Annotated in this window: 21 protein-coding genes and 1 tRNA gene; 16 read left to right on the forward strand and 6 right to left on the reverse strand. The window is 63.2% G+C overall.

Annotation, left to right across the window (positions count from 1 at the left end; genetic code table 11):
- The first annotated feature begins 33 nt into the window (after nucleotides 1-33).
- The 9 genes from AC0YKC_RS18575 to glpK all read left to right on the forward strand — a co-directional run bounded on the left by AC0YKC_RS18575 (nucleotide 34) and on the right by glpK (nucleotide 10,116).
- Nucleotides 34-801, forward strand: coding sequence for a DeoR/GlpR family DNA-binding transcription regulator (locus AC0YKC_RS18575; protein ID WP_320295747.1), 768 nt, complete (start codon nucleotides 34-36; stop codon nucleotides 799-801).
- Nucleotides 802-927: 126 nt separating this feature from the next.
- Complete coding sequence (glpD, locus tag AC0YKC_RS18580; RefSeq protein WP_488512087.1) at nucleotides 928-2,454, forward strand: glycerol-3-phosphate dehydrogenase; 1,527 nt, start codon at nucleotides 928-930, stop codon at nucleotides 2,452-2,454.
- A 39-nt stretch (nucleotides 2,455-2,493) separates the two neighbouring features.
- Entirely contained in the window at nucleotides 2,494-3,573 is a 1,080-nt protein-coding gene (locus AC0YKC_RS18585; protein ID WP_488512088.1) for an ABC transporter ATP-binding protein, read from the forward strand.
- 10 nt (nucleotides 3,574-3,583) lie between these two features.
- The gene (locus AC0YKC_RS18590) at nucleotides 3,584-4,651 is read left to right on the forward strand and encodes an ABC transporter ATP-binding protein (RefSeq protein WP_488512089.1); all 1,068 of its coding nucleotides are present in this window, start codon (nucleotides 3,584-3,586) and stop codon (nucleotides 4,649-4,651) included.
- Nucleotides 4,652-5,518, forward strand: coding sequence for a carbohydrate ABC transporter permease (locus AC0YKC_RS18595; RefSeq protein WP_320295743.1), 867 nt, complete (start codon nucleotides 4,652-4,654; stop codon nucleotides 5,516-5,518).
- 1 nt (nucleotide 5,519) lies between these two features.
- The gene (locus tag AC0YKC_RS18600; RefSeq protein ID WP_488512090.1) at nucleotides 5,520-6,434 is read left to right on the forward strand and encodes a carbohydrate ABC transporter permease; all 915 of its coding nucleotides are present in this window, start codon (nucleotides 5,520-5,522) and stop codon (nucleotides 6,432-6,434) included.
- A 3-nt stretch (nucleotides 6,435-6,437) separates the two neighbouring features.
- On the forward strand, nucleotides 6,438-6,725 hold the full coding sequence (locus tag AC0YKC_RS18605) for a DUF2160 domain-containing protein (RefSeq protein WP_320295741.1): 288 nt from the start codon (nucleotides 6,438-6,440) through the stop codon (nucleotides 6,723-6,725).
- Nucleotides 6,726-6,804: 79 nt separating this feature from the next.
- The gene (locus tag AC0YKC_RS18610) at nucleotides 6,805-8,529 is read left to right on the forward strand and encodes an ABC transporter substrate-binding protein (RefSeq protein WP_320295740.1); all 1,725 of its coding nucleotides are present in this window, start codon (nucleotides 6,805-6,807) and stop codon (nucleotides 8,527-8,529) included.
- Nucleotides 8,530-8,622: 93 nt separating this feature from the next.
- Complete coding sequence (gene glpK, locus AC0YKC_RS18615; protein ID WP_488512091.1) at nucleotides 8,623-10,116, forward strand: glycerol kinase GlpK; 1,494 nt, start codon at nucleotides 8,623-8,625, stop codon at nucleotides 10,114-10,116.
- A 74-nt stretch (nucleotides 10,117-10,190) separates the two neighbouring features.
- On the opposite strand, the gene AC0YKC_RS18620 is transcribed toward glpK, so the two are convergent.
- Nucleotides 10,191-10,652 (reverse strand): BA14K family protein, encoded by a 462-nt coding sequence (locus AC0YKC_RS18620; RefSeq protein WP_320295738.1) that lies wholly within the window; start codon nucleotides 10,650-10,652, stop codon nucleotides 10,191-10,193.
- 291 nt (nucleotides 10,653-10,943) lie between these two features.
- Here AC0YKC_RS18620 and AC0YKC_RS18625 point away from each other — a divergent pair.
- The 3 genes from AC0YKC_RS18625 to AC0YKC_RS18635 all read left to right on the forward strand — a co-directional run bounded on the left by AC0YKC_RS18625 (nucleotide 10,944) and on the right by AC0YKC_RS18635 (nucleotide 12,625).
- A tRNA-Lys gene (locus AC0YKC_RS18625) sits at nucleotides 10,944-11,019 on the forward strand.
- Nucleotides 11,020-11,038: 19 nt separating this feature from the next.
- Nucleotides 11,039-11,383, forward strand: a complete 345-nt coding sequence (locus tag AC0YKC_RS18630; protein ID WP_488512092.1) for a hypothetical protein — start codon at nucleotides 11,039-11,041, stop codon at nucleotides 11,381-11,383.
- Between the two features lie 96 nt (nucleotides 11,384-11,479).
- Nucleotides 11,480-12,625, forward strand: coding sequence for a hypothetical protein (locus tag AC0YKC_RS18635; protein WP_488512093.1), 1,146 nt, complete (start codon nucleotides 11,480-11,482; stop codon nucleotides 12,623-12,625).
- Between the two features lie 31 nt (nucleotides 12,626-12,656).
- Here AC0YKC_RS18635 and dprA read toward each other — a convergent pair whose 3' ends face one another.
- The 4 genes from dprA to AC0YKC_RS18655 form a co-directional block, all read right to left on the reverse strand.
- Nucleotides 12,657-13,784: a DNA-processing protein DprA gene (dprA, locus tag AC0YKC_RS18640; RefSeq protein ID WP_488512094.1), complete on the reverse strand. Its 1,128-nt coding sequence runs from the start codon at nucleotides 13,782-13,784 to the stop codon at nucleotides 12,657-12,659.
- Entirely contained in the window at nucleotides 13,781-14,362 is a 582-nt protein-coding gene (plsY, locus tag AC0YKC_RS18645; protein WP_434722710.1) for a glycerol-3-phosphate 1-O-acyltransferase PlsY, read from the reverse strand. Before plsY ends, dprA begins: the two co-directional genes overlap by 4 nt.
- Nucleotides 14,363-14,648: 286 nt before the next feature.
- A complete protein-coding gene (locus tag AC0YKC_RS18650) occupies nucleotides 14,649-15,935 on the reverse strand; it encodes a dihydroorotase (RefSeq protein WP_488512095.1) in 1,287 nt (428 codons plus the stop codon).
- Nucleotides 15,932-16,897, reverse strand: coding sequence for an aspartate carbamoyltransferase catalytic subunit (locus tag AC0YKC_RS18655; RefSeq protein ID WP_126082627.1), 966 nt, complete (start codon nucleotides 16,895-16,897; stop codon nucleotides 15,932-15,934). Before AC0YKC_RS18655 ends, AC0YKC_RS18650 begins: the two co-directional genes overlap by 4 nt.
- A gap of 175 nt (nucleotides 16,898-17,072) precedes the next feature.
- Between AC0YKC_RS18655 and AC0YKC_RS18660 the strand changes: the two genes are divergently transcribed.
- The 3 genes from AC0YKC_RS18660 (at nucleotide 17,073) to AC0YKC_RS18670 (ending at nucleotide 19,812) form a co-directional block, all read left to right on the forward strand.
- A complete protein-coding gene (locus AC0YKC_RS18660) occupies nucleotides 17,073-18,701 on the forward strand; it encodes a DNA alkylation response protein (RefSeq protein ID WP_320295732.1) in 1,629 nt (542 codons plus the stop codon).
- Between the two features lie 212 nt (nucleotides 18,702-18,913).
- Entirely contained in the window at nucleotides 18,914-19,471 is a 558-nt protein-coding gene (locus AC0YKC_RS18665) for a hypothetical protein (RefSeq protein WP_488512103.1), read from the forward strand.
- Entirely contained in the window at nucleotides 19,471-19,812 is a 342-nt protein-coding gene (locus tag AC0YKC_RS18670; protein WP_488512096.1) for a DUF6105 family protein, read from the forward strand. Before AC0YKC_RS18665 ends, AC0YKC_RS18670 begins: the two co-directional genes overlap by 1 nt.
- On the opposite strand, the gene ruvX is transcribed toward AC0YKC_RS18670, so the two are convergent.
- Nucleotides 19,754-20,236 (reverse strand): Holliday junction resolvase RuvX, encoded by a 483-nt coding sequence (ruvX, locus tag AC0YKC_RS18675; protein WP_320295730.1) that lies wholly within the window; start codon nucleotides 20,234-20,236, stop codon nucleotides 19,754-19,756. The genes AC0YKC_RS18670 and ruvX overlap by 59 nt on opposite strands.
- A gap of 115 nt (nucleotides 20,237-20,351) precedes the next feature.
- On the opposite strand from ruvX, the gene AC0YKC_RS18680 reads away from it, so the two are divergent.
- Nucleotides 20,352-20,463, forward strand: a 112-nt coding sequence (locus AC0YKC_RS18680; RefSeq protein ID WP_488512104.1) for an MBL fold metallo-hydrolase, incomplete at its 3' end; no start/stop codon positions are given.

Consider the following 20,463-nt stretch of genomic DNA (forward strand, 5'->3'; position numbering starts at 1 on the left):
ATAGACGGAAAAAACGAAAATGGAGGACCAGCAATGTTTCTTTCGCCACGCCATGCCGAGATCATCCAGATGGCGAAAGACCATGGCCGGGTGCTGGTCGACGACCTGGCGACGCATTTCAATGTGACGCCGCAGACCATCCGCAAGGACCTCAACGATCTGTGCGATCAGCGACTGCTGACCCGCATCCATGGCGGCGCCTTGTTTCCGTCCGGCATCGAGAACATGGAGTACGAGGCGCGCCGCAAGATCGCCGCCGACGAGAAGGAAGCGATCGGCAGCGCTGCGGCGCGTCTGATTCCGGACAATGCCTCGCTGTTCATCAATATCGGCACCACCACCGAGGCAGTCAGCAAGGCGCTGCTCGACCATAACGGGCTTATGGTCATTACCAATAACATCAATGTTGCCAATAGGATGCGTATCTATCCTACCATCGAGGTGGTGATCGCCGGCGGCGTGGTGCGCGGTTCCGACGGCGGCATTGTCGGCGAAGCGGCCGTCGATTTCATTCGTCAGTTCAAGGTCGATTACGCCGTCATCGGCGCCTCGGCGATCGACCATGACGGGGCGCTGCTCGACTTCGATTTCCGCGAGGTGAAAGTCGCGCAGGCCATCATCGCGAATGCCCGCCACGTCATCCTGGTCTCCGACCAGACCAAGTTCGAGCGCACGGCGCCGGTTCGGATCGGCCATCTCTCGCAGGTGAATACCTTCATCACCGATCGTTGCGAGATCCCGTCGATCCGCCGGATCTGCGAGGAAACCGAGGTCCGGCTCATCGAGACGGCGCTCGAATAGGCGCGTACCACGGCTGGCTCACGCAGCGGTGATATTTCGTTTGACATTCGGTTTGAGTTCGAAATAATTCCGTCACGGTTTCGTAAAACACAAAAATGGTGCAATGCGAAATCGTTGGAGGACTCCTTGGACGCAATTCCGATCCATGACATTTTCGTCATCGGCGGCGGCATCAACGGCTGCGGCATAGCCCGCGACGCTGTCGGTCGCGGGTTTTCAGTATACCTCGCCGAGATGAACGATCTGGCGAGCGGGACCTCGTCAGGCTCGACCAAGCTCATCCATGGCGGCCTTCGCTATCTCGAATTCTACGAGTTCCGGCTGGTGCGCGAAGCGCTGATGGAGCGCGAGGTTCTGTGGAAGAACGCGCCGCACATCATCTGGCCGATGCGCTTCGTGCTGCCTTACGCCAAGGGCCTCAGGCCCGCCTGGCTGATCCGGCTCGGGCTGTTCCTCTACGATCATATCGGCGGGCGCAAGCTCCTGCCGGCGACGAAGACGCTGGACATGGCCAGCGATCCGGCAGGCAAGCCGCTCAAGCCATTGTTTCGCAAGGCTTTCGAATATTCGGATGGTTGGGTCAATGACGCGCGCCTGGTGGCGCTGAACGCCCGCGACGCCGCCGACCGGGGCGCCATTATCCGCACCCGCACCAAGGTCGTCAGCGCGCAGCGCGACGGTTCGACCTGGATCATCAAGACGCAGAACCTGCTTACGGGTGAAAACGAAGAAGTTCGCGCGCGGCTTCTCGTCAACGCCGCCGGCCCCTGGGTCGATCACGTGCTCTCGACCGCCGTCGGCCAGAACGACGTCCACAATGTCCGCCTCGTGCAGGGCAGCCACATTGTCATCGCCAAGAAGTTCGACGATCCGCGGGCCTATTTCTTCCAGAACAAGGATGGCCGCATCATCTTCGCCATTCCTTACGAGGAAGAATTCACGCTGATCGGCACCACCGACCGCGACTATCCCGGCGATCCGCATGACGTGAAGATCTCCGATACGGAGATCGACTATCTGTGCGCCGCGGCGAGCGAATATTTCGCGCAACCGGTAAAACGCGCCGACATCGTCTGGACCTATTCGGCGGTGCGCCCGCTCTATGACGACGGCGCCTCGAAGGCGCAGGAGGCGACGCGCGACTATGTGCTGAAGGCCGATGGCGGGGAGGGCGTCGCCCCGCTGGTCAACGCCTTTGGCGGCAAGATCACGACCTTCCGCCGGCTGGCGGAATCGATGCTGGAGAAGATCGAAGGTTTTCTCGGCAAGCGCGGCAAGCCTTGGACGCATGACGCGCCGCTGCCGGGTGGCGATTTCCCCGCGACCGGTTTCGATGCCCAGGTCGCCAGGCTGAAGACCACCTATCCGTTCCTGGACCAGCGGCTGGCGCGTCGCTTTACCCGGCTCTACGGCACGCGCGCGGAAAAGCTGCTCGGCCTCGCCAAGTCGAATGCGGATCTCGGCCGCAATTTCGGCGCCGACCTTTACGAGGCCGAGGTGCGCTATCTGGTCGAAAACGAATGGGCGGTCGCCGCCGAGGACGTGCTGTGGCGGCGCACCAAGCGCGGCCTGCATTTCAGCCGCGAGCAGACGGCGGCGCTGGAAGAATTCATGCGCGGACTGAGCAACCGTCATGTCGCGGCGGCGGAATGAGGATCGACCGCTGATGCGCAAGGCCTGGGAGGAGGCGTGATGCTGGAACTGAGGAACGTGACGAAGACGGTCGGCGCGCAGGAGCATATCCGCGACGTGTCGCTGACGCTTCAGCACGGCTCGCTGAATGTCCTGCTTGGGCCGACGCTTTCCGGCAAGACCAGCCTGATGCGGCTGATGGCGGGCCTCGACGCGCCGACTTCCGGCTCGGTCTGGTTCGACGGCAAGGACGTCACCGGGCAGAAGGTGCAGAAGCGCAACGTCGCCATGGTCTACCAGCAGTTCATCAACTATCCGGCGATGACGGTCTACGAGAACATCGCCTCGCCGCTCAGGGTGGCCGGCGTCGAGCAGGCGAAGATCGACAAGGAAGTGCGCAACGCGGCCGCGCTCTTGAAGCTCACGCCCTTTCTCGACCGCACGCCGCTCAACCTGTCCGGAGGCCAGCAGCAGCGCACCGCGCTTGCCCGCGCCATCGTCAAGAATGCCAGCCTGGTGCTGCTCGATGAGCCCTTGGCCAATCTCGACTACAAGCTGCGCGAGGAATTGCGCGCCGAATTGCCGAAGATCTTTGCCGCCACCGGCACCATTTTCGTCTATGCGACGACCGAACCGCACGAGGCGCTGCTGCTGGGCGGCAACACGGCCACGCTGTCGGAAGGCCGCGTCACGCAGTTCGGCCCGACGGTCGAGGTGTTCCGCAAGCCTGTCGACCTGGTGACGGCACGGACCTTCGCCGACCCGCCGCTCAACACCATCGTGCTCTCCAAGAAGGGGGCGGACTTCCTGCTCGAAGGCGGTGTCAAGCTGCCGGTGCCGCCGGAACTCAACGGCATTCCCGATGCCAGCTACACGATCGGCTTCCAGCCGCATCACCTGTCGCTGGGGCGGCCGAACGCTTCAGCCGTGCCCGTGCGGGCGAAGGTCACCATCACGGAGATCACCGGCTCGGAAAGCTTCGTCCATATGGATTTCGCCGATGCGCGCTGGGTCATGCTTGCGCATGGCATTCTCGATTTCGAGACCGATGACGAGGTCGAGGTGTTCATCGACCCGCGCCACATCATGGTGTTCGACCAGAACGGCCGCGCCGTGACGGCGTCGAAACTGGCGGCCTGAGGAGCAAACGATGGCGCGTATTGATGTCAACCACATCCGCCACTCCTACCTGCCCAACCCGCAGAAGGATTCAGATTTCGCGTTGAAAGAGGTGCACCACATCTTCGAGGATGGCGGCGCCTATGCACTGCTCGGGCCGTCGGGTTGCGGCAAGACCACCTTGCTCAACATCATTTCGGGACTTCTGCACCCCTCGCACGGCCAGCTTTTGTTCAACGGCCGGGACGTGACCAAACTGTCGACGCAGGAGCGCAACATCGCGCAGGTGTTCCAGTTCCCGGTCATCTACGACACCATGACCGTCTACGACAATCTGGCCTTCCCGCTGCGCAACCGCCGCGTGCCGGAAGCCGATGTCGACCGCAAGGTGCGCGAGACGCTCGACATGATCGATCTCGCTTCGCTGGCCAAGAAGAAGGCGCGCGGGCTCACCGCCGACCAGAAGCAGAAGATCTCGCTTGGCCGCGGCCTGGTGCGCTCGGACGTCAACGCCATCCTGTTCGACGAGCCGCTGACGGTGATCGACCCGCATATGAAGTGGGTGCTGCGCTCGCAGTTGAAGCAGTTGCACCGCCGCTTCGGCTACACCATGGTCTATGTCACGCATGACCAGACCGAGGCGCTGACCTTCGCCGACCAGGTCGTCGTCATGTATGACGGCGGCATCGTCCAGATCGGCACGCCGGCCGAATTGTTCGAGCGTCCGCGCCACACCTTTGTCGGTTATTTCATCGGCTCGCCGGGCATGAATGTGCTGCCGGTTGCGCTGGAAGGCAGGACGGCGAAGCTCGGCGCGCAGCGCATCGAATTGCCGGGCGTGCCGAAGGCCGAAGCCGGCGCCGTCGAGCTCGGCATCCGCCCCGAATATGTGCGGCTCGGCCGCGAAGGCATGTCCGTCCAGGTCAGCAAGGTCGAGGATGTCGGCCGCCACAAGGTGGTGCGCGCCAATCTCGAGGGCAAGGAGATCGCGGCGGTCATCGGCGAGGACGACGAGGTGCCTGCCGAGCCGAAAGTCCGCTTCGATCCCGCCGGCATCAACATCTACGCCAACTCCTGGCGCGTCGAGATGGGGGCATAGATGGACAAGACCTGGAACAACAAGGCCTGGTTCCTCGTGCTGCCGGTGCTGGTGCTGGTTGCGTTCTCGGCCGTCATCCCGCTGATGACCGTCGTCAACTATTCGGTTCAGGACACGTTCGGCAACAACGTCTTCTTCTGGGCAGGCACAGAGTGGTTCGAGGAATTGCTGCATTCGTCCCGCTTCTGGGAAGCGATGGTCCGCAACCTGATCTTCTCCTTCATCATCCTGGCGATCGAGGTGCCGCTCGGCATCTTCGTCGCGCTCAACATGCCGAAGAAGGGCTGGGGCGTGCCGGTCTGCCTGGTGCTGATGGCGCTGCCGCTGCTGATCCCGTGGAATGTCGTCGGCACCATCTGGCAGGTGTTCGGCCGCAACGACATCGGCCTGCTCGGTTACTATGTCAAGGCGCTCGGCATCGACTACAACTACGTGCAGGATCCGATCGACGCCTGGGTCACAGTCATCATCATGGATGTCTGGCACTGGACGAGCCTGGTCGTGCTGCTTTGCTATGCCGGCCTGGTCTCCATTCCCGATGCCTTCTACCAGGCGGCCAAGATCGACGGCGCCTCGCGCTGGGCGGTGTTCCGCTACATCCAGCTGCCTAAGATGCAGCGCGTGCTTCTGATCGCCGTGCTTTTGCGCTTCATGGACAGTTTCATGATCTACACCGAACCCTTCGTCGTCACCGGCGGCGGTCCCGGAAACTCGACAACCTTCCTTTCGATCGATCTCGTCAAGACCGCGCTCGGCCAGTTCGATCTCGGTCCGGCGGCGGCGATGTCGCTGGTCTACTTTCTGATCGTCCTTTTGCTGTCATGGGTCTTCTACACCGTGATGACCAACTACGACGCGGAGCGCTGAGATGAGCGGCGCCAACGAAAGAACGGACAGAGTGAGCGAGACAGCGGTTTCCGAAGGACTGGCCAGCACCCTGTCGCAGGATGAAGTGGCGCGGCTGATGCGGCGCCGCGGCGAGGAATCGCGCTGGTGGTGGATCGTGCCGACGATCTACATCTTCGTCTTGCTGCTGCCGATCTACTGGCTCGTCAATATGAGCTTCAAGACGAATGAGGAAATCATCTCTTCGCTGACGCTCTACCCGCACGCGCCGACGCTGAACAATTACTACATCATCTTTACGCAGTCGGCCTGGTACTCGGGTTACATCAATTCCATCACCTATGTTGTGATGAACATGGTGATTTCGGTCGCCGTCGCACTGCCGGCGGCCTATGCCTTCTCGCGCTACCGCTTCCTCGGCGACAAGCACCTTTTCTTCTGGCTGTTGACCAACCGCATGGCGCCGCCGGCAGTCTTCGCGCTGCCGTTCTTCCAGCTTTACTCGGCCTTCGGCCTTATCGACACCCATATCGCGGTGGCGCTGGCGCACTGCCTGTTCAACGTGCCGCTGGCGGTGTGGATCCTGGAGGGTTTCATGTCCGGAGTGCCGAAGGAGATCGACGAGACCGCCTATATCGACGGCTATTCCTTCCCGCGCTTCTTCGTGAGGATCTTCATGCCATTGATCGCCAGCGGCATTGGCGTCGCCTGCTTCTTCTGCTTCATGTTCTCATGGGTGGAACTGCTGATCGCCCGCACGCTGACCACCACTGACGCCAAGCCGATTGCCGCCACCATGACCCGCACCGTTTCGGCCGCCGGCATGGACTGGGGCCTGCTTGCTGCCGCCGGCGTGCTCACGCTGATCCCCGGCGCTTTGGTCATCTGGTTCGTGCGAAATTATATCGCCAAGGGCTTTGCCCTGGGGAGGGTCTAAGCCATGAACCTCGACTTCTCCTGGATGGCGTGGACGTGGCCGACGGCCGCTTTCTTCATCGTCATTGCACTGATGCTCTGCGGCATGGGCGTCTGGGAATATGTCTCGCCGGGTGGCAACCCGCGCGTCGGCGTGCTGCGCTTCGAAACGACGCGCGGTGACCGTCTCTTCCTATCGCTGCTCGGCAGCGCGTTTATCCATCTCGCTTGGCTGGGTCTCGTTGGGCCTAACCTGTGGTGGGCTCTCGCTCTCTCCGTGGTCTACGCCATCGGCGTGTTCCGTTACGTATAGAGGGGGAAATAGCTGGAGCGACCGCGTGCTGGCGGCCGCTCCATATCGCACTTGAAACCTTTAACTGTGGAGGAAACACATGCGACGGCAATTTTTAACATCAACGACTGCCCTTGTCCTATTGCTCGGCGCGGGCCACGCCTATGCCGGTATGGACGAAGCAAAAGCCTTTCTCGACAAGGAGATAGGCCCTCTATCGACGCTTTCGCGCGCCGATCAGGAAAAGGAAATGCAGTGGTTTGTCGACGCTGCCAAGCCGTTCGCCGGCATGGACATCAAGGTCGTCTCCGAAACCTTGACCACGCACCAGTACGAATCGCAGGTGCTGGCTCCGGCGTTCACAGCAATCACCGGCATCAAGGTCACGCATGACGTCATCCAGGAAGGCGACGTCGTCGAAAAGATCCAGACCCAGATGCAGACCGGCCAGAACATCTATGACGGCTGGGTCAACGACTCCGACCTGATCGGCACTCACTGGCGCTACCAGCAGGTGCGCAACCTGACCGACTGGATGGCTGGCGAGGGCAAGGACGTCACCGATCCGATGCTCGACGTCGACGACTTCATCGGCACCAAGTTCACCACCGCGCCGGACAAGAAGCTCTACCAGCTTCCCGACCAGCAGTTCGCGAACCTCTATTGGTTCCGCTACGACTGGTTCAATGACGAGAAGAACAAGGCCGACTTCAAGGCGAAATACGGCTACGACCTTGGCGTGCCGGTCAACTGGTCGGCCTATGAGGACATCGCTGAATTCTTTACCGGCCGCGACGTCGGCGGCAAGAAGGTCTATGGCCACATGGACTACGGCAAGAAGGACCCGTCGCTCGGCTGGCGGTTCACCGACGCCTGGCTGTCGATGGCCGGCAACGGCGACAAGGGCCTGCCGAACGGCCTGCCGGTCGACGAATGGGGCCTCAAGGTCGATGAGAATTCTCGTCCAGTCGGCTCCTGCGTCGCGCGCGGCGGCGACACCAACGGCCCGGCCTCGGTCTATGCGATCCAGAAATACCTCGACTGGTTGAAGGCCTATGCGCCGCCGGAAGCGCAAGGCATGACTTTCTCTGAATCGGGTCCGGTTCCGTCGCAGGGCAACGTCGCCCAGCAGATATTCTGGTACACCGCCTTCACCGCCGACATGGTCAAGCCCGGCCTGCCGGTGATGAATGACGACGGCACGCCGAAATGGCGTATGGCGCCGTCGCCGCACGGCTCCTACTGGAAGGACGGCATGAAGCTCGGCTACCAGGACGTCGGCTCGTGGACGTTGATGAAGTCGACGCCGACCGACCGCGCCAAGGCCGCCTGGCTTTATGCGCAGTTTGTTATCTCCAAGACCGTGGACGTGAAGAAGAGCCATGTCGGCCTGACCTTCATCCGCGACTCCACGATCCACGACAAGAGCTTCACCGAACGCGCTCCCAAGCTCGGCGGCTTGATCGAGTTCTACCGCTCGCCGGCGCGCGTGCAGTGGACCCCGACCGGCACCAACGTTCCGGACTATCCGAAGCTGGCGCAGCTCTGGTGGCAGAATATCGGTGACGCCTCGTCGGGCGCCAAGTCGCCGCAGGAAGCCATGAATGGACTCTGCGCCGATCAGGAGAAGGTCCTCGAACGTATCGAGAAGTCGGGCGTCCAGGGCGATATCGGTCCGAAGATGGCCGAAGAGCATGACCTTGCCTACTGGAACGCCGACGCGGTCAAGAAGGGCAACCTCGCGCCGCAGCTGAAACTCGACAACGAGAAGGAAAAGCCGGTCACCATCAACTACGACGAGCTGGTGAAGAGCTGGCAGAAGTAACAACTGCATGACACGGGCGGGCGCGTCCGTTTAGAAACTGTGGGGGAGGCGGCCTGCCGTCTCCCCCATTGCATGAATGGTGGAGGAAGTGGAATGAGCGGTTTTGTGCTGGCCATCGACCAGGGAACGACCTCGACCCGGGCGATCCTGTTCGACGACAACATGAAGGTCGCCGGCACCGGCCAGCAGGAATTCGCGCAGCATTATCCGGCTTCCGGCTGGGTCGAGCATGACCCGGAAGACATCTGGGCGAGCGTTCTCGTCACGGTGAAATCGGCGTTGAAGGCCGCCGGTCGCGCGGCATCGGATGTCGCCGCGATCGGCATCACCAACCAGCGCGAGACGGTCGTCATCTGGGACAAGGCGACCGGCAAGCCGATCCATAACGCGATCGTCTGGCAGGATCGCCGCACCGCGCCGCTCTGCCAGAAGCTCAAGAAGCAGGGACTGGAGAAGACATTCACGAAGAAGACCGGCCTGCTGCTCGATCCCTATTTCTCCGGCACCAAGATCGCCTGGACGCTGGACAAGGTGAAGGGCGCCAGGAAGCGCGCCGAGAAGGGCGAGTTGCTCGCCGGCACCATAGATAGTTTCCTGATCTGGCGGCTGACTGGCGGCAAGGTTCATGCCACCGATGCCACCAACGCCTCGCGCACGCTGGTCTACAACATCGAGAAGAATGTCTGGGACGACGAACTGCTTTCGATCCTGAAGATCCCGGCCGCGATCCTGCCGCAGGTGAAGGATTGCGCCGACGATTTCGGCGTCACCGAAAAGAACCTGTTCGGGACCGAAATGCGAATCCTCGGCGTGGCCGGGGACCAGCATGCGGCGACCATCGGCCAGGCCTGCTTCGAGCCCGGCATGATGAAATCGACCTACGGTACGGGCTGCTTCGCGCTGCTCAACACCGGCGCCGATCTGGTGCGCTCGAAGAACCGACTGCTCACCACGATCGCCTACCGGCTCAACGGCAAGACCACCTACGCGCTGGAGGGCTCGATCTTCATCGCGGGCGCCGCCGTGCAATGGCTGCGCGACGGCATCAAGGTGATCGGCAAGGCAGAGCAAAGCGGTGCGCTTGCGGCGACCGCCGACCCGGCGCAACAAGTCTATCTGGTGCCGGCCTTTGTCGGCCTCGGCGCGCCGCACTGGGACGCGGACGCGCGCGGTGCCATCTTCGGCCTGACGCGCAATTCGGGCCCGGCCGAGTTCGCGCGCGCGGCATTGGAATCCGTCGCCTACCAGACGCGCGACCTGCTCGACGCCATGCGCAAGGACTGGAAAGGCGCCTCGGCCAAGACGGTGCTCCGCGTCGACGGCGGCATGGTGGCCTCCGACTGGACCATGCAGCGGCTCGCCGACATTCTCGACGCGCCGGTCGACCGTCCGACGATCCTGGAGACGACCGCGCTGGGCGCGGCGTGGCTCGCGGGATCGAAGGCGGGCGTGTGGCCGAAGGCAAAGGAATTCGCCAAGAGCTGGGCGCTGGAACGGCGTTTCAAGCCGGAGATGGACGCCGCGACGCGCGGCGCGAAACTCGCCGGATGGCGCGATGCGGTGCGCAGGACGCTGAGCACGACCTGAGATCGGAAAAGAGAGAGCCCGCGCCTCTCGAGGCGCGGGCTCAGTCAACGACCCTGGGTACTGACTGGAGGCCGTCAGTAGGGCGAGATGCACTGCTGACGCGGGCCGTTGTAAGGCTGGAAGGTGTTGTCCGAGGCACGATACGAGCGGTAGCGGTCGTAGCACCACTCAACATGCGAGTTGCCGCGATAGACGCGGTTATTCTCGCTGTTGACGATCGCGCCGGTGATCAATGCGCCCGTCGCGAAAGCGGCAAGCGGGAACCAGTAGTCGCCATGACGGCGATAGCCGTGGCGGTATTCGCGATAGCCGCGATGGCCATTCCAATACATGCCGTCATTGCGCGAAAAACGCTGACCGCCGCGCCAATGGTTATGCCTCCAGCGGAAATCGCGCTCGGCGACCGTCTGGACATCGGACGAAGCCGGCGAAGCCTGCGGGACGAACACCTGCGCGGCATTGGCGGGGACCGCCGCGGCGGCGGCAAACGAAACCGACAAGGTGGCGGCAAGCAAGCCCGACACGATCTTTTTCATGGATCTTCTCCTTGAGAGGGTTGGTTTGACGTCCCTGTGCCGGAAAAACGGAAAATGATCGCGATGGTTCCCGTTTGATTCCCAAGCCGTTGTTATTTCGCCAACTTCTGAGATATCCGGGCGGTTGGAAACCGCTATCGGGGTCGACGCGACGGATGCACAATTGCCGGCCGTCAAAATTCGCCAGACCCGTTGATAACTCCGGCTGGCAGCCATCTTTTTCCGGTTGACCGGCCGCGGCACTCTCCCTATGTTCCGCGCAATTTCGAGGGCGGCGTTTCGAGCCCGCGGGAGCGCGTAGCTCAGCCGGTAGAGCAACTGACTTTTAATCAGTAGGTCATGGGTTCGAATCCCATCGCGCTCACCAGAATTTCAAAAATCAAAAGATGCCAGCACCGACCCGTGGGCTGCCATATCCCGTGCGACCGAAGCGGGACATCTCGTCTGCGTTCCGGGCGATCGGAACAAAAACTTATGCGCGGCTGTTTCCCCTGGTGAAGGGACTGCAATTCGGGACGCGAATAGTGGACGTATTAAATCTGGAACTGGACAGAGCCAGGCTGCGTGTCAAGCGCGCGGAGATTTCGCTCAATCATGCAAAGGAAATGCTGGATGAAGAATGCGGCGTCGGGATCAATCTCGCGCTGTGCGACCGCATAAGGTCGGAGAAGAAGCGCGTGGCGGAGGCAAGAAAGCGGCTGATGAAGATCGCTTCGACCGCCTCAGCCTGACGGGGTGACTTTCCCCAGCCAGGGGAGATCCTGCCGCGTTGCCTTGTCCCTGGACAGGGTCGTGGTTAAACTCGGGCCTGCGAGGGAGGCTCCAGGATGACACTTGACCTTTCGGTAGACGCTCAGGTTCCCAAGGCCGCGCCCAAGCCTGGAAAATATCTTTTCGGTCCGGTCGCCGACTTCCTCATGCTTGGCGGCAGCGCGTTTCTGATCCTGCCCGTGCTGTTCTTCGTGCCGCGTGAATACGAAGGCCCGTTAGCCGCGACGATGGTGGTCGTGGCCTATCTGGTGAACTACCCGCACTTCGCCCATTCCTACCAGATTTTCTACCGCAACTTCGGCCGCAAGGCGCGTGGCGACGGCTACGACAGAAGCCTGCAGCTTCGCTACATTTTCGCCGGCGTCGTCGTTCCGGCGATCATGGCATTGTTCTTTGCCTATGGCGCGGCGACGTCGAACACGCGGCTGCTCGGCTTCGCGGCCAACGCGATGTTCTTCTTCGTCGGCTGGCACTACGTCAAGCAAGGCTACGGCATGCTGATGGTCGATGCCGTCCTGAAACGCAAATTCTTCGACGATCGGGACAAGAAGGTGCTGCTCGTCAACAGCTACGTGGTGTGGATCCTGGCCTGGCTGCAGACGAATACGGCCGTGACGCGGGGGCAGTATTACGGCCTTCAATATTACACCTTCGCGGTTCCGTCCTGGATCACCGACATTGCCGTGCTGGCGGCCGTCGGATCGACGGCCGCCACGCTTTTGATGCTGGTCAACCGCTGGCGAAAAAATGGCGGCGGACTGCCTTACAACGGCATCGTGGCCTATGTCGCCTCGCTCTATCTCTGGATCCTGATCGCCAGGATAAACCCGCTCTGGCTGCTCGTGGTGCCGGCGCTCCACTCGCTCCAATACCTGGCCGTGGTGTGGCGCTATCAGACCAATGTCGAGCGAGACGTCGCGGATGCCACGCGCGATCCGGAGCCGAAAATGCTATCCGTGCTTGGGCCCCGCTACAGGCTGCGGGTGCTGGGCTTCATCATCGGGGGCGCGGCGCTTGGCTATCTCGGCTTCTGGCTGATCCCCTTCCTGCTGACCGCCCTGATCCCTTACGACAGCCAGGTTCTCGGTTCCTCATTGTTTTTCTTCATCGTGCTGATCTTCATCAATGTGCACCACTATTTCCTCGACAATGTGATGTGGCGCCGCGGCAATCCGGAAGTGTCCAAATATCTCTTCCGATAGGGAAGTCAGCGTTGTGGCCGCAGGTGCCAGATCACGCGATCAGCGAGACATTCCCGCCAGCGTGACGCTCGAGCCGTCCCGCCAGGTCGAGTTCAAGCAGCACCATCGCGATCTGCGCGGCGCTTAATCCCGTGTGGCGGATGATCTCGTCTATGCCTGTCGGCGTCGGCCCGAGCGCTTCCAGCACATCGGCGCGGTCGTTTTCGCCGGGCGGTGGCATGGCGGATATGTCGGGGGCCTCGGCAATCGGGGCGGTTCTTGGAGCCCGGGTGCCGGCGAGCGGCGCCAGCGCGCCGAGCACGTCGGCGGCCTCAGTGACGAGCGTGACACCGTCCTTGAGCAGCGCGTTGCAGCCGGCGGCGCGCGGGTCGAGCGGCGAGCCCGGCACGGCGAAGACCAGCCGGCCCATCTCGTTGGCGAGGCGGGCGCTGATCAGCGAGCCGGAGCGCTGCGCAGCCTCGACCACCACCAGTCCAAGCGCCATGCCGGCAACCAGGCGGTTGCGACGCGGGAAATCCTGGGCGCGCGGCTGCCAGCCGAACGGCATCTCCGACACGATGGCGCCGCCGCGATCGGCGATCTCATCGCACAGGCCGGCATTTTCGGGCGGGTAGGGCACATCGAGCCCACCAGCGAGCACACCGATCGTTCCGGTCGAAACGCTGCCTTTGTGCGCGGCCGTATCGATGCCGCGCGCCAGGCCCGAGACGATGGCATAGCCGTCGAGGCCGAGATCTGTTGCCAGCATCCGCGCCATCTTGATGCCGGCAAGCGAAGCGTTGCGGGCGCCGACGATCGCCACCGCGGGCAAACGGAAGACTGCGCCTTCGCCTTTCACCGCCAGCAGCGGCGGCGGGTTGTCCAGCGTCTTCAGCAGGGGCGGATAGTCGGCTTCGCCAATGCCGACAAAGCGGGCGCCGGCGCGCCGGGCAGCGTCCAGCTCGGCTTCGGCCTCGGCGACGGAAGGGATGCGGGCGATGCGATTGGCGCCGCCGGAGATCATCAGCTCGGGCAGCATTTCAAGCGCCGCTTCGGCCGAGCCGAAGCGGTTGATCAGCTCGCGAAACGAGGCAGGGCCGACATTGGGCGTGCGGATCAGCCGAAGCCAGGCAAGCCGCTGCCGGTCGCTGAGGCGCGGGCCGGCGGCCGGCGCGCTCATCCCTTCGCCCCGATCTTGCCTTCGGTGCCGGCCAGCAGCCGCGAGATGTTGGCATGATGCTTGACGATGACGATCAGACTCATCACGGCGAACAGGCCGGCGATCTGTGGCGTGCTTATGAAATAAAGCGCGATCGGCACGATCACCGCGGCAGCCAGCGCCGCCAGCGAGGAATAACGGAACAGGAAGGCCATCGCGAGCCAGACGACGGCGAAGACAAGCATGCCCTGCCAGGCAAGGCCGAGCAGCACGCCGAGATAGGTTGCGACGCCCTTGCCGCCCTTGAAGCCGAGCCAGACCGGGAAGAGATGGCCGAGGAAGGCTGCGAAACCGGCCAGAAGCCCGTAGTCCGGCGAAAAATGCCCGGCGATCAAAGCGGCGGTCGTGCCTTTCAGCGCATCGAGCAGCAGCGTGGCGGCGGCAAGGCCTTTGTTGCCTGTCCTCAGCACATTGGTCGCGCCGATATTGCCGGAGCCGATCTGGCGAACGTCGCCGAGCCCGGCCGCACGAGTGATCAAGAGCCCGAACGGGATCGAGCCGAGCAGATAGCCGAAAATGAGCGCGATCACGTAACCCATTGTTTCCCCTACATTCCTGTCGCGCATCTTGCTCTCTATGATTGAGACAATGTGCGCGATACAACCTTAATTTGCAAGAGCTCGCCTTGCTCAAGCATCAGTTGGTCATAATGGTAGAGTCGGTAGGGTTCGCCAAGCAAGCCTGTGCCGTGCAGGCTCGGAAGAGCTCAAGGTGATAGGTGGTCTGGATCAGGATGACGTTTCGTTGAATCGCCATCCTGATCCAACTCTTTGTTGGAGCATGATCTTCTGCGCAAACCCGGTTCCCACGTCTCGGGATCATGCTCTAGGCAGAAAACACCGTGCGGCCCGCGACCACCGTCTGCAGGACCTTGCCCTGCAGGCGCGCGCCTTCGAAACACGTGTTCTTCGAGCGTGAGTGCAAGCCGCTTTCGCTGACGATCCACGGCTCGTCGAGATCGACGACCGTGAGATCGGCCGGCGCGCCGGGCTTCAGCGTGCCGCCCGGCAGGCCGAACAGTCTTGCCGGCGCGGTGGACAGCGTCTCGACCAGCCGCAGCAGCGGCACGTCGCCATTGTGGTAGAGCCGAAGCGCCGCTCCCAGCAGCGTCTCCAGCCCGATGGCGCCGGCGGCGGCATCGGCAAAGGGCAGGCGCTTGGTGTCGACGTCCTGCGGGTCGTGGGAGGAGACGATGATGTCGATCGTGCCGTCCTTGATCGCCTCGATCATCGCCAGCCGGTCGTCCTCGGCGCGCAAGGGCGGGGTCAGCCGGAAGAAGGTGCGGTATTCGCCGACGTCGTTCTCGTTGAGCGACAGGTTGTGGATGGCCACACCTGCGGTGACATTGGCACCGTCGGTCTTGGCCCTGTTCACCGCGCCGGCCGCCATGGCCGACGAGATCTTGGCTGCGTGATAGGCGCCGCCGGTCAGCCGGGCCAGCGCCAGGTCGCGCTCGAGCGGAATGAGCTCCGCCTCGCGCGGGATGCCGGACAGGCCGAGCCAGCTTGCGTAGAGCCCTTCGTTCATCACGCCGGACGAAGCGAGGTCGGCGTCTTGCGTTTCATGCGCGATCACACCGCCGAAATCGCGCGCATAGGTCAGCGCCCGACGCATCACCAGGGCGTTGGCGATCGTGTGGCGGCCGTCGGTGTAGGCGACGGCGCCGGCCTCACGCAGCAGGCCGAATTCGGTCATCTCGCGGCCTTCGAGGCCCTTGGTGATCGCGGCCGCCGGGAAAATGTTGACGCTTGCGGTGTCGCGCGCCGTGCGCAGTACGAATTCGACCAGTGCCACATTGTCGATCACCGGGTCGGTGTCGGGCATCATGACGATGGAGGTGACGCCGCCGGCCGCCGCCGCGACACTTGCCGAGGCGATGGTCTCGCGATGCTCGCCGCCGGGTTCGCCGATGAAGACACGCGCGTCGACAAGGCCTGGAATGATCGTCTTGCCGGCGCAGTCAACGACGGTGGCGCCTTCCGGCACGCCCTGGTTCAACGCCGCTTTTCCGGCCGCGACGATCTTGCGGCCGTCGACGACGACGCTGCCGATCTCGTCCACGCCGCGCGACGGGTCGACGATGTGCGCCTTGCTGAAGACGGTCACGCTCATGCGCCGCGCCCCTCATGGTTGCGGCGTGGATCGAGCAGCGCCTCCATGACCGCCATGCGCACGGCGACCCCCATCTCCACCTGTTCCTGGATGACGCTTTGCGGTCCGTCGGCGATCTCGGAGGCGATCTCGACGCCGCGGTTCATCGGGCCGGGATGCATGACCAGCGCATCGTCCTTGGCGGCTTTCAGCTTTTCGGCATCGAGGCCGAAATAGCGGAAATATTCGCGGATCGAGGGCACGAAGGCGCCTTCCATGCGCTCGCGCTGCAGGCGCAGCATCATCACCACGTCGGCGTCCTTCAGGCCCTCGGCCATCGAGCGCGCGACGATCACGCCCATCCTGTCGATGCCGGACGGCAGCAATGTCGAGGGCGCGACGACGCGCACCTGCGCGCCCAGCGCGTTCAGAAGCATGATGTTGGAGCGGGCGACGCGCGAATGCAGGATATCGCCGCAGATCGCCACGATCAGCTTCGACAACGGTCCCTTGGCGCGGCGGATGGTCAGCGCATCGAGCAGCGCCTGCGTCGGGTGCTCATGCGCGCCGTCGCCGGCATTGACCACCGAGCAGCCGACCTTCTGCGCCAGCAGTGCCGCGGCCCCGGCCGACTGGTGGCGGATGATCAGGATGTCAGGGCGCATGGCATTGAGTGTCATGGCCGTATCGATCAGCGTCTCGCCCTTCTTCACCGAGGAGCTCGCCACCGACATGTTCATGACATCGGCGCCAAGGCGCTTGCCGGCAAGCTCGAAGGACGACTGCGTGCGGGTCGATGCCTCGTAGAACAGGTTGATCTGGGTGCGGCCGCGCAGTGTCGAGGTCTTCTTTTCCGATTGCCGCGAGATCGCCACGGCCTGGTCTGCCCGATCAAGCAACAGCTCGATATCGGCGGGGGAAAGATCGCGGATGCCCAGAAGATGGCGGTGGGGAAAGAGCGGCAGGGACGAAGCGTCGGTCATCTCAAGGCGCTGCTATAGGGTGCGGTCCAGCCTGCCGCAAGCGCCAGCTTTGGATTGCGGGCGTTCTCCCCGGTATTTTCGCTGCGTGGCTTGGGCTATAAGGCGGCGATGGCTTCGGATTCGCGACCGCGGCCTTCAAGATGCAAGGACCCTTCTGCCAATTGAAGGATTGGGCGTGACCGACGACGTGATCAACCAGCCGCCGCCGCTGACGGGCGGCAACGCATGGCGGGGCGATCCGTTGCTCATCCAGCTCGCCGAGCGTTTTTCCGACCCCGTGCGCAAGGATCTCGACGGGCTTGGCCGTTTCGTGATGACGCAGGAGGCCCAGGAGCTCGCTCGCCTCGCCAACACCGACACGCCGAAATTGCGGACGCACGACCGCCAGGGCCGCCGTCTCGACCTGGTCGAATATCATCCGGCCTATCACGCCTTGATGCGCCGCTCCGTCGCCGGCGGCCTGCATTCTTCCGTGTGGGAAAACGGCGATGCCGAGATCGGCCGCCGCCACCAGGTGAGGGCGGCGCGCTTCTACCTGACCGCCGAGCTCGAGACCGGACATCTTTGCCCGATCACCATGACCAGCGCCTCGCTGGCGGCCTTGATGGCGAGTCCGAAGCTGTTCCGCGAATGGGCGCCGCGCGTGACGACGCGCAAATACGACCAGACGCAGAAGCCGCCGGTGCAGAAGACCGGACTGACGCTCGGCATGGGCATGACCGAGAAGCAGGGTGGCACCGACGTGCGCGCCAACACCACCAGGGCGGAGCGCACCGGAAGCGGTTTCTACCGGTTGACCGGACACAAATGGTTCATGTCGGCACCGATGTCGGACGCCTTCCTGGTGCTGGGACAGGCTCCGGAGGGACTGTCCTGTTTTCTCGTCCCGCGCATCCTGGGCGACGGTTCCGGCAACGGTTTCCGCTTCCAGCGGCTGAAGGACAAGCTCGGCAACCGCTCGAACGCCTCGTCGGAGGTGGAGTTCGTCAACGCGATCGGTGAGATGGTCGGCGACCCGGGCGCGGGCGTGAAGACGATCATGGACATGGTGACGCTGACCCGGCTCGACTGCGCGGTCGCTTCGTCGGCGCTGATGCGGGCGGGCCTCGCCGAGGCCGTTCACCACACGCGCCATCGCCAGGTGTTCGGCTCGAACCTGATCGACCAGCCGCTGATGCAGCGGGTTCTGGCCGACATGGCGCTCGACGTCGCCGCGGCCACGGCGCTGTCGTTCCGGCTGGCGCGTTCTTTCGACGAGGCGGCGAGCGATCGCGGCGAGGCAGCCTTTGCCCGCGCCATGACGCCTGTCGTCAAATACTGGGTCTGCAAGATCGCGCCGCAGCTGCTTTACGAGGCGATGGAATGCCTCGGCGGCAACGGTTACGTCGAGGAAGCGCCGCTTGCCCGCTACTACCGGGAGGCGCCGGTCAACGCGATCTGGGAGGGCTCGGGCAATGTCATGGCGCTCGACGTGCTGCGCGTGCTTGGCCGTGCGCCCGGCTTGTTCGATGAAGTGCTGGCCGGCATCGACCGCGACCTCGGCGCCGGCGGGCGCGGCACCATCGGCGTGCTGAAGGCGGCCATGCAGGTGGCGGCGACCGACCAGGGCTCGGCGCGCCTGCTCACGGAACAGCTCGCGCTTTCGGCCGCCGCGGCGGAGCTTCGCAGGCTGGGAGCAGGGCGGATCGCCGACGCCTTCGTCGAAACGCGGCTCGGCGGCCAGTGGCGCACCACCTACGGCATGCTCGATTCGCGCCACGACGCGCGCATGATCGTCGACACGCTCTATCCTCCGGTGACCTGATCCGGCTCTAGATCAAAGAGATAGAACATGATGCCGAGAAACCGCTTCACACCTTTCCGCATCATGCTCTAACGGCACATTGCCGATCTGTGGATAGCTGTTAACCTTAACAAATGGTTTCCGTTGCGGCGAGCCGTTGCAAAGCCCAATCTCCGCTTTGGAGTAGGGAACGGTTAACCATGACCTCCTCGAGCTCCGCCAGCGGGAAGCGTATGCGGCACGTGTTGAGCTCAGTTCTGGCCTTGCATTGGGCGGTGGTTTTCGCCCTGCTTGCCTATATCTGCATGGACCGCAGCCGCGGCATAGCGGCGGCGCTTGGTGTGCTTGGCCTCTCACTCCAGGGCAGCCGGTTTCCCGAGCTTGATAATGTTGCCGTGGTCGCACCGCTTTCGATCGCGCTTTTGACCGTCGCCGTGTTGTTCTGCTGGGCCTTTGTCGAAACGCTGTTGAACGCAACGGCAAGGCCGGACGCGGGCGAGAGCGTGGCGCGGATCGCCTTCATCTCGGCATCCTTCCTGCTTTCGGTGATCCTCATCGGCGGCGTGGCGCAGGGGATCGATGGCCTGTTCATGATCGTCGCCATCCAGATGACGGCGCTGCTTGCCTCCTACATCGCCGTGCTGGCCGAACGCCGCTCCACCTTCGCCGCAATGAATCTGCCCGAGGGCGATATTCGCGCCGCCTCGCGCATGGCGATGGGGGCCGCGCACAGTTCGCTTCTTTCCCGTATATCCGGCCGCCCGGAAAACAAGCCTGGAGGCAGGCGCTGATGCGCACGATATTCACACTCTGGGCTGCTCCGATGGCCATCTTCTGGGGATGGTTCTTCCTATCGGCCAATGACATGAATTTCGGCTACGCGATGCTGAGCCGACAGGTGCACGATTTCGCTTTCCAGCTCTATGGCCAGATGCTCGGCGTCGATCCGGCTATCATCCCGGGCATGGTGGCGCGGACCTGCGTTTTCGACTTTTTCCTGCTCATGGGGCTTTGGGCCTTCCGCCGCCGGCACAACATCGCCGAATGGATCAGGCAGCGCCGGCAGGGCGATATCAGCTCCGATCGGCTCGGCCGAGCGACTGAAGCCGGTCCAACGCTCCCTGCAGAATAAAGGCGGCGGCCGCCGAATCGATCTTGCCGGCGCGCTTCTTGCGCGAGAAATCCATCTCGATCAGTGTCCGCTCGGCCGCGACCGTCGACAACCGCTCGTCCCACAGAACGAAGGGCAGGTCGCAAAGCGGTGCCATGTTGCGGACGAAGGCGCGCGATTTTTGCGCACGAGGCCCTTCCGAGCCGTCCATGTTGATGGGAAGGCCGAGCACGATGGCGCCGACGCCGTCCTTCTCGAGTTGAGCAAGCAGTTGGGCGGCATCGAGCGAAAACTTCTTGCGCAGGATGACCGGGCGCGGATGGGCGAAGGACAGCCCGCGATCGGAAACCGCCACGCCGATCGTCTTATCGCCGAGATCGAGCCCGGCGAGCGTCCTGCCGCCGGCGAGCCGCTCCGGCAGGTCCTCGATTGAAATAATGCCCAACGGCTTGTCCTGACATCCGGGCGTCACATCCTTTTGACGGTGGGAAGCGCCGCGCTACTTTCAATTTGCCGCCAGCGTTCTATCTTCCGGCAACGGAAAAATCGAGGAAGCATTCATGAAACTGACCTGGTACGGACATTCGGCATTCCGCGTCGAGACCAAGGACGCCACCATCCTCATCGATCCCTATCTGGTTGGCAATCCGTCCTGGACGGGCGGGTGGGAAG

Source organism: Mesorhizobium sp. CNPSo 4661, assembly GCF_057784215.1.

Coding starts and splice junctions, on each gene's coding strand:
- AC0YKC_RS18575 (WP_320295747.1), top strand. CDS start 34: ATGTTTCTTTCGCCACGCCATGCCGAGATCATCCAGATGGCGAAAGAC.
- AC0YKC_RS18585 (WP_488512088.1), top strand. CDS start 2,494: ATGCTGGAACTGAGGAACGTGACGAAGACGGTCGGCGCGCAGGAGCAT.
- AC0YKC_RS18590 (WP_488512089.1), top strand. CDS start 3,584: ATGGCGCGTATTGATGTCAACCACATCCGCCACTCCTACCTGCCCAAC.
- AC0YKC_RS18595 (WP_320295743.1), top strand. CDS start 4,652: ATGGACAAGACCTGGAACAACAAGGCCTGGTTCCTCGTGCTGCCGGTG.
- AC0YKC_RS18600 (WP_488512090.1), top strand. CDS start 5,520: ATGAGCGGCGCCAACGAAAGAACGGACAGAGTGAGCGAGACAGCGGTT.
- AC0YKC_RS18605 (WP_320295741.1), top strand. CDS start 6,438: ATGAACCTCGACTTCTCCTGGATGGCGTGGACGTGGCCGACGGCCGCT.
- AC0YKC_RS18610 (WP_320295740.1), top strand. CDS start 6,805: ATGCGACGGCAATTTTTAACATCAACGACTGCCCTTGTCCTATTGCTC.
- glpK (WP_488512091.1), top strand. CDS start 8,623: ATGAGCGGTTTTGTGCTGGCCATCGACCAGGGAACGACCTCGACCCGG.
- AC0YKC_RS18620 (WP_320295738.1), bottom strand. CDS start 10,652: ATGAAAAAGATCGTGTCGGGCTTGCTTGCCGCCACCTTGTCGGTTTCG.
- AC0YKC_RS18630 (WP_488512092.1), top strand. CDS start 11,039: ATGCCAGCACCGACCCGTGGGCTGCCATATCCCGTGCGACCGAAGCGG.
- AC0YKC_RS18635 (WP_488512093.1), top strand. CDS start 11,480: ATGACACTTGACCTTTCGGTAGACGCTCAGGTTCCCAAGGCCGCGCCC.
- dprA (WP_488512094.1), bottom strand. CDS start 13,784: ATGAGCGCGCCGGCCGCCGGCCCGCGCCTCAGCGACCGGCAGCGGCTT.
- plsY (WP_434722710.1), bottom strand. CDS start 14,362: ATGGGTTACGTGATCGCGCTCATTTTCGGCTATCTGCTCGGCTCGATC.
- AC0YKC_RS18650 (WP_488512095.1), bottom strand. CDS start 15,935: ATGAGCGTGACCGTCTTCAGCAAGGCGCACATCGTCGACCCGTCGCGC.
- AC0YKC_RS18655 (WP_126082627.1), bottom strand. CDS start 16,897: ATGACCGACGCTTCGTCCCTGCCGCTCTTTCCCCACCGCCATCTTCTG.
- AC0YKC_RS18665 (WP_488512103.1), top strand. CDS start 18,914: ATGCGGCACGTGTTGAGCTCAGTTCTGGCCTTGCATTGGGCGGTGGTT.
- AC0YKC_RS18670 (WP_488512096.1), top strand. CDS start 19,471: ATGCGCACGATATTCACACTCTGGGCTGCTCCGATGGCCATCTTCTGG.